Genomic DNA, 16,053 nt, shown 5'->3' on the forward strand with positions numbered 1-16,053 from the left:
CTCAAGCCCCGAGAACGATGTTGGCGGCACTTTCCTTCAGCTCGACGCCGAAGGCGCGCTGATAGTGCTCGGCGACCAACGGGCGTTCCAGCTCGTCGCACTTGTTGAGGAAGGTGACGCGGAAGGCGAAGGCAAGATCGCCGAAGATCTCGGCGTTTTCGGCCCAGGTGATGACCGTGCGCGGGCTCATGACTGTGGACAGATCACCGTTCATGAAGGCCGCGCGCGTCAAGTCGGCGACGCGCACCATCTTCGAAACCGTCTCGCGGCCGTTCTTGTCACTGCCGAAGCTCTTCACCTTGGCGGCGACGATATTCACTTCGTGATCATGCGGCAGGTAGTTCAGCGTGGTGACGATCGACCAGCGGTCCATCTGCGCCTGGTTGATCTGCTGCGTGCCGTGATAGAGGCCGGTCGTGTCGCCGAGGCCGATCGTGTTCGCAGTCGCAAACAGACGGAAGGCCGGGTGCGGCCGAATGACGCGGCTCTGGTCGAGCAGCGTCAGGCGTCCGGAGGATTCGAGCACGCGCTGGATGACGAACATCACATCGGGGCGGCCGGCATCATATTCGTCGAAAACGAGCGCCACATTGTGCTGGTAGGCCCAGGGCAGGATGCCATCCTTGAACTCGGTGATCTGCAGCCCGTCCTTGACGACGATTGCATCCTTGCCGACGAGATCGATACGGCTGACATGGCTGTCGAGGTTGATGCGCACGCAAGGCCAGTTGAGCCGCGCCGCCACCTGCTCGATATGCGAGGACTTGCCCGTGCCGTGATAGCCGGAGATCATCACGCGGCGGTTATGGGCGAAGCCGGCGAGAATGGCGAGCGTCGTGTCGCGGTCGAACAGGTAGTCGGTATCGAGGTCCGGCACATAGGCGTCGCCCTTGCTGTAGGCAGGAACGCGGATATCGGAATCGATGCCGAAGGTCTCGCGGACCGAAACGGTGGTATCGGGCAGTTCGGATATATCAAGGTCGATCTTGCTCATCATGTCTCCAAGGCGGGTGATGCCACCCGGCCATACTGTCTCAGGCCATGTCGCAACCGTGACGCCGCGTTTTTTATTCCGCGCCCGTCCAGGTCGGAACGTCGGCGATGCTTCTCCGGGACTGAAACGAAACCTCGGCGGGATAATGACCGCGTGCGAGCATTCTTGAAAGAGTCCCGGACAAGAAACGCCGCGTCCGGAAGGTCGGCGGAGGCGATGTCGGGAAAACGCACAAATATGAGCCGCGTTTGCCTGCGGCCTCAGCCGATTTGGACCATACCCGATTGAAGCCCAAGAGCAAGGACGGGAATTAACAAAAACCGTTCTGCTTCAACAATTGATAGGCCTGGATGACGGCGCGGAAACGCTCCTCCGAGCCGCGGTCGCCGCCATTGGCATCCGGATGGTGTTTCTTCACCAGCTCCTTGTAGCGGCTCTTGATCTCCGCCGATGTCGCATTGGCGTCGAGCCCCATCGTTTCGAAGGCCTTGGTTTCCAGCGATTTCAGCTTGCGCGCCTGGGGGAAACGCGGCCCGCTGCCCTTGCCGCCTTCCTTGACGAAGCCGAAGGGATCGCGAACACGCGTATAGGCACCGGAGCGCACCTCCGAATGCAGCGGACTGTCCTTCGCCGCCTTGTTGACGCCGACCGTCCATGTCGGCCGGTGGCCGGTGATCGCCTCTTTCTGGTATCGCGCGATCTCGCCGTCCGAAAGACCGGAGAAATAATTGTAGCCCTTGTTGTATTCCTTGACGTGCTCGAAGCAGAACAAAAAGAACTGGCCTTCCGCATTGCGGCCGACGGGAGCGCGATGCGCCCCCTTCTTGTCGCAGCCGTCCCACTGACAGGTAGGCGGCGCCTGCTCTGTCTCCTGCTCGCGTTTGCGGCGTGTTCGGATGCGATCGAAATATTTGGAATCAAGTCTCATGACGGCGCTAATTATGGGGCTGTCGCGAAGCGACAACAAGAATTGACAAACGGGAATGTTGCTGGCTTGGTAGGTACCCTTTTCGCGAACCAGCAAGACCGGATGATGACCCTGCGAACCCGCATCGAAGAAAAACTTGTCGAAGCCTTCGCGCCCGAACGCGTAAGCGTCATCGACGAAAGCCATCTGCATGCCGGCCACCAGCCTGATATCACCGGCACCGGCGAAACCCATATGCGGGTGAGGATCGTTTCCGGAAAATTCGCCGGCATGTCGCGGCTGGCGCGCCACCGGGCAATCACCGACCTGTTGAAACCGGAGCTCGATGCCGGCCTGCATGCGCTGGCCGTCGAACCGGCAGCACCCGGCGAACCGACCCGCTGGTAGCGGCACCAAAGCCTATATAGGCATTGGCGGCCCGCAATCCTACAGCGCCGCGCGTCTTTTCAGACGCGCAAAACACGCTGTAACAATTTGAATTGTTGGGGTCAGGATGACTTTGCGCCGTCTTCCCCGGCAGGACGGATGCGCAGCTTGGTGATGCGGTTCTTCTCCCGTTTCATGACGATAAAACGCTTGCCGTAGAAGGTGAAGGCTTGGCGCTCTTCGGGGATGGTCATCGATTCATGGATGACGAGGCCCGCAATCGTCGTCGCCTCCTCGTCGGGCAGGCTCCAGTCGAGCGCGCGGTTCAGATCGCGGATCGGCACGCCGCCGTCGACGACGACGGAACCATCGGCCTCCTGACGTACGCCCTGTATCTCGATATCGTGCTCGTCGGAAATGTCACCGACGATTTCCTCGAGAATATCCTCCAGCGTGACGATGCCCTGCACTTCGCCATATTCATCGACGACGACGGCGAAATGCTGCTTGCGGCGCAGGAAGGCGTTGAGCTGGTCCTCGAGGTTGGTGCTGTCGGGCACGAACCACGGCTTCTGCGCGATCTTCACGATATCGAGGTTCTGCGGCTCCATGTTCGGCTCGGCAAGTGCCCGCAGCAGATCCTTGGCATGAACGACACCGATGATGTTGTCGATCGTGCCACGCCACAACGGCATGCGCGTATAGGGACTTTCGAGGATGACGCGCACCACCGCTTCCGGCGGATCATCGGCGTTGATCGCCCGCATCGCGGTGCGGTGGACCATGATGTCGGACAGTTCGAGTTCGCTGAGATCGAGCACGCCGCCGAGGCGGTCGCGGTCAGCCTTCACCACCGATCCCTCGCGGTGCAGCAGGTCGACGGCGCCGCGCAGTTCCTCATGCGCCGTCAGCATCGATGTCTCTCGTGACAGATTGATGCCGAACAGCGAAAGAATCTGCCGCACAATCGCATTGACGAAGGAGGAAATCGGCCCGACGACGGTGACGAAGAGCTTGGCAGGCAGCGCGATGGCGAGTGCGAAGCGCTCAGGCGCCGAAATCGCCCAGCTCTTCGGCAGCACTTCCGCGAAGATAACCAGGATGACGGTCATCGCGAGTGTCGCCAGCGCCACGCCGGAACTGCCGAACAGCCCCAGAAAGAGGCTGGTGGCGATCGAGGAGGACAGGATGTTGGCGAGATTGTTGCCGATCAGCAGCGCGCCGATCAGCCGGTCGCGCCGCTCGATCAACTGCCGGACGAGGCCGGCGCGTTCGTCGCCGTTGACTTCGAGTGTATGGATACGGCTGCGCGAAACGGCGGTCAGCGCGGTCTCGGAGCCGGAAAAGAAGGCGGACATGAGCACGAGCGCCGTGATCGAAAGGATCTCCGGCCAGTATGTCTCGAGAAATGCCAGAGCGCCTTCGATCGACATCAGGCGTGTTTTTCCCGGAGAAAGCTGATCGCTTCGGACGCCGGAACATCGTCGGCGACGAAGGACTGACCGATGCCGCGTGTCAGGATGAAGGTGAGCTTGCCGCTCTTGACCTTCTTGTCCTGGGCGATCGCGTCCATCAGCGTTTCGGCCGGCGGCAAGTCGCCTGGAATATCGGACATGCGGGTCGGAAGGCCGACCTCCTTCAGATGCCGCTCGACGCGCCGGGCATCGTCGGGGCTTGCAAGGTTCATCCGTGCGGAGAATTCATGCGCCAGCACCATGCCGATCGAAACGCCCTCGCCATGCACGAGGCGGGAGCTGTCATAGGCGGTCGCCGCTTCCAGCGCATGCCCGAAAGTATGGCCGAGATTGAGCAGCGCCCGCTGACCGTTCTCGCGCTCGTCGGCAACGACGACATCGGCCTTCGCCTGGCAGCTCGCGGCAATCGCCTCGATGCGCGCGGAGCCGCCGGTAAAAACCGCCTTCCAGTTCGCTTCCAGCCAGGCGAAGAAATCCGGCTTGTCGATCAGCCCGTATTTCGCGACCTCGGCGTAACCTGCGCGGAATTCGCGCGCGCTCAGCGAATTCAGCACATCTGTATCGGCCAGAACCAGGTCCGGCTGATGGAAGACACCGATCAGATTCTTGCCATGGCGGGAATTGATGCCGGTCTTGCCGCCGACGGAGGAGTCGACCTGCGACAACAGCGAAGTCGGCACCTGGACGAAGCGCACGCCGCGGCGGACGATGCCGGCCGCAAATCCCGAAAGATCGCCGATGACGCCGCCGCCGAGCGCGATGACGTAATCGTTACGCTCGACGCGGGCTTCGAGCACCTTGTCGCAGGCTGTGATCAGATGTTCGAAGCTCTTGGTCTTCTCACCGGCCGGCAGGACGACCTCTGCCGAGGCGATACCCGCTTCACCCAGACTTGCGACGAGGGCCTTGAGATAGAGCGGCGCGACATTTTCGTCGGTGACAACAGCCGCCTTGCGGCCCTTGAGCCGGGTGGCGATCTCGGCGCCGGCTCGCGCAATCAACCCCGGCCCGATCAGGATGTCGTAGGCGCGCTCGCCGAGCGGCACATGCACCGTTCGGATGGCGGAGGCGGAGGTTATCGCATTCATGACGCTGCACTTTCCTTCTGAGCTTCGATCACGGCCTTTAAGACCTCGTCGGCCATGATTTCCTTGCGCACGTCGCGCGAAAGCACGGTGATATCGGCCTGCGCATAGATCGGATAGCGCGCATTCATCAGGCCCTCGAGCGTCTGCTTCGGATTTTCGGTCTTCAGCAGCGGCCGCGTGTCGCGTTTGTTGACTCGCTCCCACAACACGTCGAGATCGGCCTTCAGCCAGACGGAAAGGCCGCCCTTCTTGATATGCTTGCGCGTCCGGTCGTTGATGAAGGCGCCGCCGCCGGTGGAGACGACACGCGGCCCGCTCTTTAGCAGCCGCTTCACCACCCGCGCTTCCAACGCCCGGAACTCTTGCTCGCCATAGGCGGCGAAAAGCTCGGCGATCGTCATGCGCGACACCCGCTCGATCTCCAGATCGCTGTCGATGAAGGGAATGGCGAGCTGGCTGGCGACGATGCGGCCGACGGAGGATTTGCCGGCGCCCATCAGGCCGACAAGGATCAGATTGCGTGAACCGAGCGCGGCGCGAGCTCTGTCTCTCAAGCTGTCAGCAACGGTCAGCAGTTGTTCACTCATCGGTCCATTCACACTTTGTTTGCAAACGGTATCGACAAATGCAGGTGGAGCGTCAAGTCGCGGACAAGGGAATCATGGCTTGAATACCGCTTCTTGCACTTGCAGATAGGCTTCTTATAACAGAAGCAGAGCATGAAGGAGTTGCTGAATGCCGACCCTGTTCCGTTTCCTGTTCGTCTGCGCGATCCTCGCCGGGACGGTCTACGGAGCGATGCTGGCGCTTGTGACCTTCGTGGAGCCGCAGCAGCGCGACGTGACGATCCGCATTCCGTCCGAACGGGTCAATCCGCCCGCCACGGGTGCGATCGACACGACCAGGAAGTGACCGGCATGGTGGATCTCGGTCGCGTCCATGTGGAATCCTTCCTGGAGATGATGAGCGCCGAGCGGGGTGCTGCCGCCAACACGCTGCAATCCTATGAACGCGATCTCGACGATGTCAGATCCTTCCTGAAGGAGCGCAGCATACGGCTTACCGAAGCCGCCTCCGCCGATCTTGCCGCCTATCTCTCCTCACTCGCCGGAAAGGGCTTCAAACCCTCCTCGCAGGCGCGCCGGCTTGCGGCCATGCGGCAGTTCTACAAGTTCCTCTACGCCGAGGGCCTAAGGACCGACGACCCTACAGGCATTCTCGATGCGCCGAAGAAAGGCCGTCCGCTGCCGAAGACGATGGGTGTCGAGGAGGTCGGCAGGTTACTTTCGCAGGCAGAGGTCGAGGCGGAGGATGCGGCTCCGGGCCAGTTGCACCGCCTGCGCATGCTGGCACTGCTGGAGCTGCTCTATGCCACCGGAATGCGTGTCAGCGAACTCGTTTCGCTTCCTGCCCGCGTGCTCGATCAGGAAGGCCGTTTCCTGATGATCCGCGGCAAGGGCAACAAGGAACGGCTGGTGCCGCTGTCGCAATCGGCGATATCAGCCCTCAAATCCTACGGGCGCCTGCTGGCGACCGAAAATGCAGCAATGAAGGAACCGCCGGAAAGCGCCTGGCTGTTTCCCTCCGCCTCGAAGGAGGGATATCTGCCGCGCCAGGTTTTTGCCCGCGACCTCAAGAACCTGGCGATCCGCGCCGGCCTGACGCCGTCGCTGATCTCGCCGCATGTCATGCGCCACGCCTTTGCCAGCCACCTGCTGGCCAACGGCGCCGATCTGCGCGTCGTACAGGAACTCCTCGGCCATTCGGACATTTCGACCACGCAGATCTACACACATGTCCTCGAAGAGAGGCTGCAGCAGCTTGTCCAGACGCATCACCCCCTTGCCAAACAGGCGAAAAAGCACGAATAGGACCGGCGACATGGGGCGGAGCCAGGAAAACGCCCCGGGCACAAGGAACGGAAACGCACCTCATGCACAATTATCTCGACTTCGAAAAGCCGATCTCCGACCTCGAAGGCAAGATCATCGAGCTGAAGAAGCTCGCAACGGAAGACGAGAGCATCGACACCACCGATGAGATCGGCCGGCTGGAGGTTCGCGTCCGTGAGGCGATCGTCGAAATTTACTCCAAGCTCAATCCCTGGCAGAAGACGCAGGTCGCCCGCCATCCGCAGCGCCCGCATTTCGTCGATTACGCCAAGACGCTGTTCCAGGAATTCACGCCGCTCGCCGGCGACCGAAAATTTTCCGAGGATGCCGCGATCCAGGCGGGCCTTGCCCGCTTCCGCGGTCAGCCCGTCGCCGTCATCGGCCAGGAAAAAGGCAACGACACCAAGAGCCGCATCAAGCACAATTTCGGCAGCCCCCGCCCGGAAGGCTACCGAAAGGCGATCCGCATTCTTGAAATGGCCGATCGTTTTGGTCTGCCGGTGATTTCGCTGGTGGATACGGCAGGCGCCTATCCCGGCGTCGGCGCCGAAGAGCGCGGCCAGGCCGAGGCAATCGCCCGCTCGACGGAAATGTGTCTCGGTGTCAAGGTTCCCCTCGTTTCCGTCGTCATCGGCGAAGGCGGCTCGGGCGGCGCCATCGCCATCGCCACCGGCAACAAGGTCTATATGCTCGAGCATTCGATCTATAGCGTCATCTCGCCCGAAGGGGCAGCCTCCATCCTCTGGCGCGATTCCACCCGCGCCCGGGAAGCGGCGACCAACATGAAAATCACCGCTGAAGACCTGAAATCGCTCGGCATCATCGACGGCATCATTTCCGAGCCACTCGGCGGCGCGCATCGCGATCCCGACAGCGTCATTGCCGCGACCGGCGATACGATCGCCAATGCCCTGGCCGAAATGGCGTCCCGTTCCGGCGAGCAGCTGCGCAACGAGCGTCGGCAGAAATTCCTCGCAATGGGCCGCAATCTCTAACAGACATTCGGCTCTTCGCCGATTGGGGCCAAATCTTGGCCACATTGATGTTATCTGTAACACTCGCGCTTGCGGGGACGTTCGTGGCAAAGTCATAGGCTGGTAAGGGTTTATAAAGTATAAGCCGCCTATGATTCCTTCTGATGCCCGGACTCCATAGGCGGACCGGGTGGCACTATCTTTATGGGCTAGTTTGGATGCGCATACGTCATTTTGCCTATATTTCCCTCATGGCGCTGGCTCTGTCCGGCTGCAATGACGCGTTGGAAACCGCGCAGGTCGATCTTTCCAAGGTCAAGAACAAGGTCGAGCAGCCGCTTCCCGGCCACATCCTCGCTCAGATGTCCGCCAAGGGCATGGACCGCAATTCGCCGATCATGATCCGCATCTTCAAGGAAGAAGGTGCCATGGAGATCTGGAAGGCGAAGACCGACAACCGTTTTGACAAGATCGCCGATTACAAGATCTGCGCCTGGTCCGGCCGTCTGGGCCCGAAGGTAAAGACCGGCGACCGGCAGGCGCCGGAAGGTTTCTACGACCTGACGCGCGCCAACCTGAACCCCAATTCCAAATATTATCTGGCGATCAACACCGGCTTCCCGAACCGCTACGACGCGGCGAACGGCCGCACCGGTTCCGATCTGATGATCCATGGCGCCTGCTCCTCCTCCGGCTGCTATTCGATGACCGACCAGCAGGTGCTGGAGATCTACGCCTTCGCCCGCGACGCTTTCAAGGGCGGCCAGGCGACGGTGCAGCTGCAGGCTTTCCCCTTCCGCATGACGGCGGAAAACATGGTGAAGCATCGCCTCGACAGCAGTTACGACTTCTGGAAGATGCTGAAGGTCGGCTACGACAATTTCGAAGTGACGAAGCGCCCGCCCGAGGTGAACGTCTGCGAGAAGAAATACGTCTTCAATCAGCAGGCAACCGACGGCGGCGCCTTCAATGCCGCCGGCAAGTGCCCTGCTATGTCGACGCCGCCGGCGCTGACCGCAGCTCTCGCCTCCTACGGCAAGACCTACGATGCCGATTATGCCAAGGCGATGAGCAAATTTGACGGCATGGCCTGGTACGATCCCACCGAAGCCGAGCGCAAGGCCGTGGTCGCCAAGACGCGCAAGGGCCGCGAACTTGCTTACGCCCCGACCGGCACCTCGCTGGAAGCCGGCCGCATGGTGAAGGTCGCCGAACTCGAAGACCTGATGGCCAAACGCACCGCGCAGGGCCTCGCCGCCAAAAGCGCGCCTGGCGCCACGCCTGCAGCACCTGCCCAGCCGCAGCCAATGGCCGTCGCTGCCGCGACGCCTGCGGTCGTGCCGGTGCCGATGCAGAACCCGCTCGCCTACACGGCTCCCGAACCGCAGGAAACGGCAGAGGCCGCGGCAAAGAAGCCGTTCTGGAAATTCTGGGCGCGGAACTGAACGGCTTGACCCCCGTTCTCTACGACCTTCGCGGCCTGAAATGCCCCTTCCCGGTGATCAAGACACGCAAGAAGCTTGCCGCAATGGCGAGCGGCACGCTCATTCGCGTCGACACCACCGATCCGCTTGCTGTGATCGACATGCCGCATTTCTGCAATGAGGACGGCCACGAACTGGTCGAAACGGAAAAGACCGAAAACGGCCACCGCTTCCTGATCCGCAAGCGCTAAAGCGCGTCGCGATCTTTCAGATTCGCTTCCCGCGCTTTAGCTCTTTGTTTTACGCATGTCGTTATCGCAAAACCGCTGCACACTTTTGCGCGACCTGCTCTAAATTCTGAGGCCGGGAATGGCGAGCGGATTGTCGGAGAGCGCCGCACGATCCGGCATATCGATGCGCGGCTTGCCGAGGAAGGCGTCGAAGAGATCCTTCACGAAGGCTTCCGGCAGATCCCTGGTGATCAGCACCATGCGTGTGCGCCGGTCTTCCCCCGGCCAGGCGGGAAGCCGCACCGGCGGATGGAAGATGCTCTGCACCCCATGCAGCACCAGCGGCCGATCCGGCCGGTCGGAGACCGACACGATCGCCTTCATCCTCAACAGCTTCTCGCCATGGGCCGAACGCAGGAGATCGATGAACATCTCGAGCGCCATCGGATCGATCGGCTTCTTCTCAATGATCGAGAAAGAACGGATCGAGGCATCGTGACGATTGACGTCATGCGGATCCTGATCCGCATGAGCGTGATGATGGTGGTGGTGACCAGCATGATCATGGCCATGATCGCCATCACGATTATCATCGTGATTGTGATGTCCATCACGACCGTGGTCGTGATTGTGATGCGCCTCGTGTGCATCCTCGTCCTGCAGCCAGCGGCCAACATCGGCAATCTTCGTCGCCGGATCGTAGAGCCCGTTGACCAGTACTGCGGCACTGCCCGCATCAGTGCTGTCGGCATCCATCATCACGGCACGCGGATTGAGCGCCCGCAGGCGCTTTTCCAGCCCGTCCGTCGCCTCGGCCATCGACTTTTTCGAGACGATCAGCCGGTCGGCGACCGCCGCCTGCTTGCGCGCTTCCTCGTGATTATCGAGCGTCTGCAGCCCATTCACCGCGTCCACGACGGTAACGACGCCGTCGAGCTCGAAATTCGTGGCGATGACGGGATTGCCCATGATCGCCTGCATGACCGGCGAAGGATCGGCAAGCCCTGTTGTCTCGATGACGACGCGCTTGACCGGCTTGACGCGGCCCGTCTGCACCGCGTCCATCAGGTTCGCCAGCGTATCCACCAACTCGCCGCGCACGGTGCAGCAAAGGCAGCCGTCGGACAGCTCGATGATCGAATCGCCGGAACTTTCGACCAGGAGATGGTCGATGCCGACATCGCCGAATTCGTTGATGATAACGGCCGCATCCTTCATCACGGGGTCTTTGAGGATGCGGTTGAGCAGCGTCGATTTGCCGGCGCCGAGAAAGCCGGTCAGGATGGTGACCGGAATCCTGTCGTTGAGCGCGCTCATGTCATCTACCTTAAAAGCTTAAAAGGATGTCGGGCGCGGCATCGGCACCGGCACGTTGGCGAGCGTTCCCGCGGTATCGCCCCGTGCCATTTTTTCCGGCTGCGCAGCCGGCTGCGGATCCTGGCCCGGAATGAGGCCGGCAAAGACGAATTGCGGATCGTGGTCCATCGGCTGGATATAGGGTGACTGCACCCTCATGCGGCCGACCTCGTCGCGCGTTTCGCTGCGCACCTTGGCGCCCTTGGCGCTGCAGATATCGGCGCTGATGTCGGTCACCTGGTCCTGTCCCGACCCGTAGGGTCTCAGCGAACCCAATGTGTCGTTGCTGGCAGGCTGGGTGGTGAAACCCTTCTGCAAAAGGTTCGCCGTCGCATCGGCGCGCGCTGCAAGGCTGTCGGTGCCAAGCACGACGGAGACCAGCGTGCGGCCATTGCGCGTCGCCGACCCGATCTGGTTGAAGCCCGAGGCGCAAATGAAGCCGGTCTTCATGCCATCGGCGCCGGCGAAGCGGCCGATCAGCATGTTGAGGCTCGGCACGTTCTGCTGGCCGGTGGTGAAGCCCTCCAGCGCGAAATAACCGGCATATTGCGGAAAGTCGCGGCGCAGCGCCACCGTCAGCACCGCAAGGTCACGCGCCGTTGTATACTGACCCTTGCCGGGCAGGCCGTTCGGATTGACGAAATGCGAATCCGTCATGCCGAGCTTCAGCGCCTCGCCGTTCATCCGCGTCACGAAGCCTTCCTGCGTGCCGCCGATGGCTTCGGCGACCGCGACCGCAATGTCGTTAGCCGATTTCACCATCAGGATCTTCAGCGCGCTGTCGAGCGTCAGCTTCTGGCCCGGCTTGAAATACATCTTGGCGGCCGGCTGCGCGGCGGCGCGCTTGCTCATGACGATCGGCGTATCGAGGCTGATCTGTCCGGCGCGGATCGCATCGAACACGGTATAGACGGTCATCAGCTTGGTCAGCGAGGCCGGATACCATTTGCGGAAGGCTTCTTCATGCTCGAGCACGCGGCCGGTCTGCACGTCGACGAGAATATGCGGATTGGCCTGGGCAAGCGAAACGGAGCCCAGAAAAACGGCAGTCGCCGCTGATACGAAAGAAAGCGGCCGCAAGGCAGCAAACAAACGGAAGTGGCGCGTCGACACGGTTCGTCCTTCAGATATCAGGAAAATCTCGAAATCTTCCCCTATTTAGCCTATATGGCTATGACATGGCAAAGGTCATTGACTAAGTAATTTCCACAGCCTCACACCCTTGTGATGCGATGAAAGATTGTCGAGATTTCATAACAGGAACGCCGATATGCCGATTTTGAACAGAGCCGCGGAGTTGCAGGACGAGGTCGCCGAATGGCGCCGCCATATTCATGCCCGGCCCGAGCTCCTCTTCGCGGTGGAAAATACGGCCGCCTTCGTCGCCGAAAAACTCAAGGAATTCGGCGTCGACGAGATTGTCACCGGCATCGGCCGCACCGGTGTCGTCGGCCTGATCAAGGGCAAGGGCGAAGGCTCCCGCACGGTCGGCCTGCGCGCCGACATGGACGCCCTGCCGCTCACCGAGATCACTGGCAAACCCTGGGCTTCGAAGACGCCGGGCAAGATGCATGCCTGCGGCCATGACGGCCACACCGCCATGCTGCTCGGCGCCGCGAAATACCTGGCCGAAACCCGCAACTTCAACGGCAATGTCGCCGTCATCTTCCAGCCCGCCGAAGAAGGCGGCGGCGGCGGCAATCTGATGGTCAAGGACGGCATGATGGAGCGCTTCGCTATCGAAGAGGTCTACGGCATGCACAATCTGCCGGGCCTGCCGGTCGGCCAGTTCGCCACCCGCAAGGGCGCGATCATGGCGGCGACCGACGAATTCACCGTCACCATCAAGGGCCGCGGCGGCCACGCCGCCCAGCCGCACCGGACGATCGACCCGATCGCCATCGGCGCCCAGATCGTCGCCAACCTGCAGATGATCGCCTCGCGCAGTGCCGATCCGCTGCGCTCGGTCGTCGTCTCGGTGACCAAGTTCAATGCCGGTTTCGCCCATAACGTCATTCCGAACGATGCGACCTTCGCCGGAACGGTCCGTACCCTCGACCCCGAGGTGCGCACGCTCGCCGAGACGCGGTTCCGGCAGATCGTCGAGGGATTGGTTGCTGCCCACGGCGCCGAGGCCGAAATCAGCTTCCACCGCAACTATCCCGTCACCGTCAACCACCCCGATGAGACCGAGCATGCGGTCGCCACCGCCAGCGCCATCGCCGGCGCGGCGAACGTCAACGCCGAGATCGATCCGATGATGGGCGGCGAGGATTTCTCCTACATGCTGAACGCCCGCCCCGGCGCCTTCATCTTCATCGGCAACGGCGACAGCGCCGGTCTCCACAATCCCGCCTATGACTTCAACGACGAAGCCATCGCCCACGGCATCTCCTACTGGGTCCGCCTCGCCGAACAGCGCCTCGGCCTCTAGCAACAATTAAGGCTTGGCTTCACGCCAAGCCTTTTGTATGCATGGCACTCAAGTGGTCCCGTAGCTCAGCAGGATAGAGCACCAGATTCCTAATCTGGGGGTCGCGCGTTCGAATCGCGCCGGGATCACCAGTCAATCAGATGGTTATCTCCCTTGACCGAACGCACGTTCCTGCAGACATGCAAGAACGCAATAATGATGTCATGAGAAACCGGCCTTTGATCGGCAATAGCGAGGCCAAGTGTCGCGCTGAGGTCGCACACCGAGCTCTTGGGACGAAGAAATTGGCGATCGACTGGACTCATTCAGCTGGCTAGTTTTTCAACATCGGCGTCGATCCACGGTCAGTTCGCTCAAAATTGACGATCGCGTCTCAGCACAGACTGCCCCACCGAACAAGCACCTCGTGCCAGAACCACGGGATCAGCACGATCAACGAATATTTTCGCAATCAGCGTTGAGCCGGGCGCAAATGTGCGCATATCGGAGCATGTTATCGTAATGTGGATACAACCACCCTAAATTGAAAACAGTCGCTGCGAGAGGCGAGCTGCGTAAGCGGTCATAGCCCGCCATGCAGAGCCTTTGGCACGGTTGCCTTCGTACGTTAGCCCATTAAATGGCACGCATCTTGCGTTGCTGGATATGGGGCCGAGCAAAAACATGCTCGGCGGGAAGCCGGCGAATGCCCACAAAAGGTGGATGGGCATTGAGGATAGGCTGATCGACGGCCAGGAGCAGATGACAACATATTCGATCGTTCTAGGACGCGAACGCCATGTCTTTCAGGATCTGAAATCAGTATTGGCTTGCGCTTCGCCGCTGAAATCAGGTGACGTGCTGGCCGGGATCGCAGCGTCGAGCAATGAGCGGCGCGTGGCCGCCCGTTACCTGCTCGCGGATATGCCTCTCAAGACTTTCCTGGAGGATCTCGTCATCCCATACGAGGTCGACGAGGTCAGTCGACTGATCGTCGACCGCCATGATTGGATGGCGTTCGCGCCGGTATCTCATATGACGGTCGGTGAGTTTCGCGATTGGCTTCTCTCCTACGACGCAACCTCCGAAAAACTGCTCGCCATTGCACCAGGCCTCACCCCCGAAATGGTCGCGGCGGTCTCCAAGATCATGCGCAACCATGATCTGATCACCGTCGCCGGCAAATGTAAGGTGGTCACGGCCTTTCGCTCCACGATCGGTCTGCCCGGCCGACTATCGAGCCGCCTTCAGCCCAATCATCCCACCGATGATCCTGAAGGCGTTGCCGGCTCGACGCTCGACGGACTTCTTTATGGGATCGGCGATGCGGTCATCGGCATCAACCCGGCGACCGACAATCTTGAAGCCTGCACAAGATTGATGGTTCTTTTCGACCGGCTGCGCGAACGGTTCGATATCCCGACCCAATCCTGCGTACTGACCCATGTCACCACGTCAATCAAGGCGATCGAGGCTGGAGCGCCGCTCGATCTGGTGTTCCAGTCAATCGCCGGCTCGGAAGCCGCCAACGAGGGTTTCGGCGTCGATCTCGCCATCCTGAGAGAAGGCCAGCAGGCAGCACTTTCCATGAAACGCGGCACGGTCGGAAACAATGTCATGTATCTGGAGACCGGCCAGGGCAGCGCTCTTTCGGCCGACGCCCATCATGGTGTCGACGAACAGACGGTCGAGGCGCGGGCCTATGCCGTTGCACGTGAACTCAATCCGTTGCTCGTCAATACGGTGGTTGGTTTCATTGGCCCCGAATATCTTTTCGACGCCAAGCAAATTATCCGCGCCGGGCTCGAAGATCATTTCTGCGGCAAACTGCTTGGCGTGCCGATGGGGGTCGACGTTTGCTACACGAACCATGCGGAAGCCGACCAGGACGATATGGATAATCTGATGGTGTTGCTGACTGTCGCGGGCGTCAGTTTTCTCATCGCAGTGCCCGGCGCCGACGACGTCATGCTCAATTATCAGAGCCTTTCCTACCACGATATTGTCGGCCTCAGGCACCAGTTCAATCGTCCGCCCGCTCCGGAATTCGAAGCATGGCTTCATCGCATGGGCATGCTTGATCACACGGGTCGTCTTGCGCCGGCCAGCGCCTCGGGTGCCTTTTCCCGCAATCTCTTGAGCTACAGGGCATCGGCATGAGTCCCTTCGAACGAGATCCGTTTGCGCGGTTCCGCAACGCCACACGCGCCCGGATTGGGCTTGGAAGAGCCGGCGACGCCTTGCCGACATCGGCAATTCTCGACTTCCAGCTTGCCCATGCCCGGGCGCGGGATGCCGTACATGGGCACGTGGATTTTGTCGCCCTTGCCAAACAGCTTGCGCCCGTGCCGACGGTGCGGATTCGGTCTCGCGCCAAAGACCGCACGATCTATCTGGCGCGCCCGGATCTCGGCCGCCAGACCAACGCAGACGATCTCCCGAACCCAGGCGATCGTTATGATATCGCCTTCATCATTGCAGACGGGCTTTCGGCCTCGGCGGTCGAGCACCACGCAGTGCCGTTGTTTAAGGCCTGCATGAAGCGTCTCGGAGGCTTCAGCGTCGCCCCGGTGATATTGGGCGAGCAGGCGCGGGTGGCATTTGGTGATGAGGCGGCGGCGGCGTTTGGTGCGGAAGTCGCCATCGTGCTGATCGGCGAGAGGCCAGGACTAAGCGTGCCTGACAGTCTCGGCGCCTACATCACGTTCCGACCGCAATCGGGACGGCGGGACAGCGAGCGCAACTGTATTTCAAATATTCATGCCGACGGGCTCAGCTACGAGATCGCAGCGGACAAGATCGTTTGGATCGTCCGGGAGGCGCTTCGCTTGCAGCTGACCGGTGTCGATCTCAAGGAAAATGCCGAAGGCGCCATAGAAGCGCTGCCACACCAAGAAACATAAAGTTCAATCT

16 protein-coding genes and 1 tRNA gene are annotated in these 16,053 nt (G+C 61.0%); 10 read left to right on the forward strand and 7 right to left on the reverse strand.

Annotated elements, in window-relative coordinates; all coding sequences use genetic code 11:
• Position 1: 1 nt before the first annotated feature.
• Positions 2 to 994, reverse strand: a complete 993-nt coding sequence (gene cobS / locus BS629_RS06275) for a cobaltochelatase subunit CobS (protein ID WP_018243803.1) — start codon at positions 992 to 994, stop codon at positions 2 to 4.
• A 310-nt stretch (positions 995 to 1,304) separates the two neighbouring features.
• The gene (locus BS629_RS06280; RefSeq protein ID WP_018243804.1) at positions 1,305 to 1,922 is read right to left on the reverse strand and encodes a J domain-containing protein; all 618 of its coding nucleotides are present in this window, start codon (positions 1,920 to 1,922) and stop codon (positions 1,305 to 1,307) included.
• Positions 1,923 to 2,024: 102 nt separating this feature from the next.
• Between BS629_RS06280 and BS629_RS06285 the strand changes: the two genes are divergently transcribed.
• Positions 2,025 to 2,309, forward strand: coding sequence for a BolA family protein (locus tag BS629_RS06285; RefSeq protein ID WP_018243805.1), 285 nt, complete (start codon positions 2,025 to 2,027; stop codon positions 2,307 to 2,309).
• Positions 2,310 to 2,410: 101 nt separating this feature from the next.
• Here BS629_RS06285 and BS629_RS06290 read toward each other — a convergent pair whose 3' ends face one another.
• The 3 genes from BS629_RS06290 to BS629_RS06300 are packed head-to-tail and all read right to left on the reverse strand — an operon-like array spanning position 2,411 to position 5,438.
• Positions 2,411 to 3,721, reverse strand: a complete 1,311-nt coding sequence (locus BS629_RS06290; RefSeq protein WP_018243806.1) for an HlyC/CorC family transporter — start codon at positions 3,719 to 3,721, stop codon at positions 2,411 to 2,413.
• On the reverse strand, positions 3,721 to 4,851 hold the full coding sequence (gene aroB, locus BS629_RS06295) for a 3-dehydroquinate synthase (protein WP_018243807.1): 1,131 nt from the start codon (positions 4,849 to 4,851) through the stop codon (positions 3,721 to 3,723). Before aroB ends, BS629_RS06290 begins: the two co-directional genes overlap by 1 nt.
• Entirely contained in the window at positions 4,848 to 5,438 is a 591-nt protein-coding gene (locus BS629_RS06300) for a shikimate kinase (protein WP_018243808.1), read from the reverse strand. The genes aroB and BS629_RS06300 overlap by 4 nt, the downstream gene beginning before the upstream one ends.
• A 148-nt stretch (positions 5,439 to 5,586) precedes the next feature.
• Here BS629_RS06300 and BS629_RS38130 point away from each other — a divergent pair, with 148 nt between their 5' ends.
• From BS629_RS38130 to BS629_RS06320, 5 genes are all read left to right on the forward strand, one after another.
• The gene (locus tag BS629_RS38130) at positions 5,587 to 5,763 is read left to right on the forward strand and encodes a hypothetical protein (RefSeq protein ID WP_012759201.1); all 177 of its coding nucleotides are present in this window, start codon (positions 5,587 to 5,589) and stop codon (positions 5,761 to 5,763) included.
• A 5-nt stretch (positions 5,764 to 5,768) separates the two neighbouring features.
• Complete coding sequence (gene xerD / locus BS629_RS06305; protein WP_018243809.1) at positions 5,769 to 6,722, forward strand: site-specific tyrosine recombinase XerD; 954 nt, start codon at positions 5,769 to 5,771, stop codon at positions 6,720 to 6,722.
• Positions 6,723 to 6,784: 62 nt separating this feature from the next.
• Positions 6,785 to 7,738 (forward strand): acetyl-CoA carboxylase carboxyltransferase subunit alpha, encoded by a 954-nt coding sequence (locus tag BS629_RS06310; RefSeq protein ID WP_018243810.1) that lies wholly within the window; start codon positions 6,785 to 6,787, stop codon positions 7,736 to 7,738.
• A gap of 197 nt (positions 7,739 to 7,935) precedes the next feature.
• Positions 7,936 to 9,162 carry a L,D-transpeptidase family protein gene (locus tag BS629_RS06315; RefSeq protein WP_018243811.1) on the forward strand — a complete coding sequence of 409 codons (1,227 nt, stop codon included), beginning with the start codon at positions 7,936 to 7,938 and terminating at the stop codon, positions 9,160 to 9,162.
• Between the two features lie 5 nt (positions 9,163 to 9,167).
• A complete protein-coding gene (locus BS629_RS06320) occupies positions 9,168 to 9,392 on the forward strand; it encodes a sulfurtransferase TusA family protein (RefSeq protein ID WP_018243812.1) in 225 nt (74 codons plus the stop codon).
• 99 nt (positions 9,393 to 9,491) lie between these two features.
• On the opposite strand, the gene BS629_RS06325 is transcribed toward BS629_RS06320, so the two are convergent.
• Together BS629_RS06325 and BS629_RS06330 are read right to left on the reverse strand one after the other, a co-directional pair.
• Entirely contained in the window at positions 9,492 to 10,688 is a 1,197-nt protein-coding gene (locus tag BS629_RS06325) for a CobW family GTP-binding protein (protein WP_018243813.1), read from the reverse strand.
• 18 nt (positions 10,689 to 10,706) lie between these two features.
• Positions 10,707 to 11,840, reverse strand: coding sequence for a D-alanyl-D-alanine carboxypeptidase family protein (locus BS629_RS06330; RefSeq protein ID WP_018243814.1), 1,134 nt, complete (start codon positions 11,838 to 11,840; stop codon positions 10,707 to 10,709).
• 157 nt (positions 11,841 to 11,997) lie between these two features.
• On the opposite strand from BS629_RS06330, the gene BS629_RS06335 reads away from it, so the two are divergent.
• The 4 genes from BS629_RS06335 to eutC all read left to right on the forward strand — a co-directional run bounded on the left by BS629_RS06335 (position 11,998) and on the right by eutC (position 16,043).
• Positions 11,998 to 13,161 carry a M20 aminoacylase family protein gene (locus BS629_RS06335; protein ID WP_018517244.1) on the forward strand — a complete coding sequence of 388 codons (1,164 nt, stop codon included), beginning with the start codon at positions 11,998 to 12,000 and terminating at the stop codon, positions 13,159 to 13,161.
• Between the two features lie 54 nt (positions 13,162 to 13,215).
• Positions 13,216 to 13,292 (forward strand) — tRNA-Arg (locus BS629_RS06340).
• Between the two features lie 571 nt (positions 13,293 to 13,863).
• Positions 13,864 to 15,300, forward strand: a complete 1,437-nt coding sequence (locus BS629_RS06345) for an ethanolamine ammonia-lyase subunit EutB (RefSeq protein ID WP_018243816.1) — start codon at positions 13,864 to 13,866, stop codon at positions 15,298 to 15,300.
• Entirely contained in the window at positions 15,297 to 16,043 is a 747-nt protein-coding gene (gene eutC / locus BS629_RS06350; protein WP_018243817.1) for an ethanolamine ammonia-lyase subunit EutC, read from the forward strand. Before BS629_RS06345 ends, eutC begins: the two co-directional genes overlap by 4 nt.
• The last annotated feature ends 10 nt before the right edge of the window (positions 16,044 to 16,053 follow it).

The sequence above is a fragment of the Rhizobium leguminosarum bv. viciae USDA 2370 genome (assembly GCF_002008365.1).
GTDB classification, from domain to species: domain Bacteria; phylum Pseudomonadota; class Alphaproteobacteria; order Rhizobiales; family Rhizobiaceae; genus Rhizobium; species Rhizobium leguminosarum.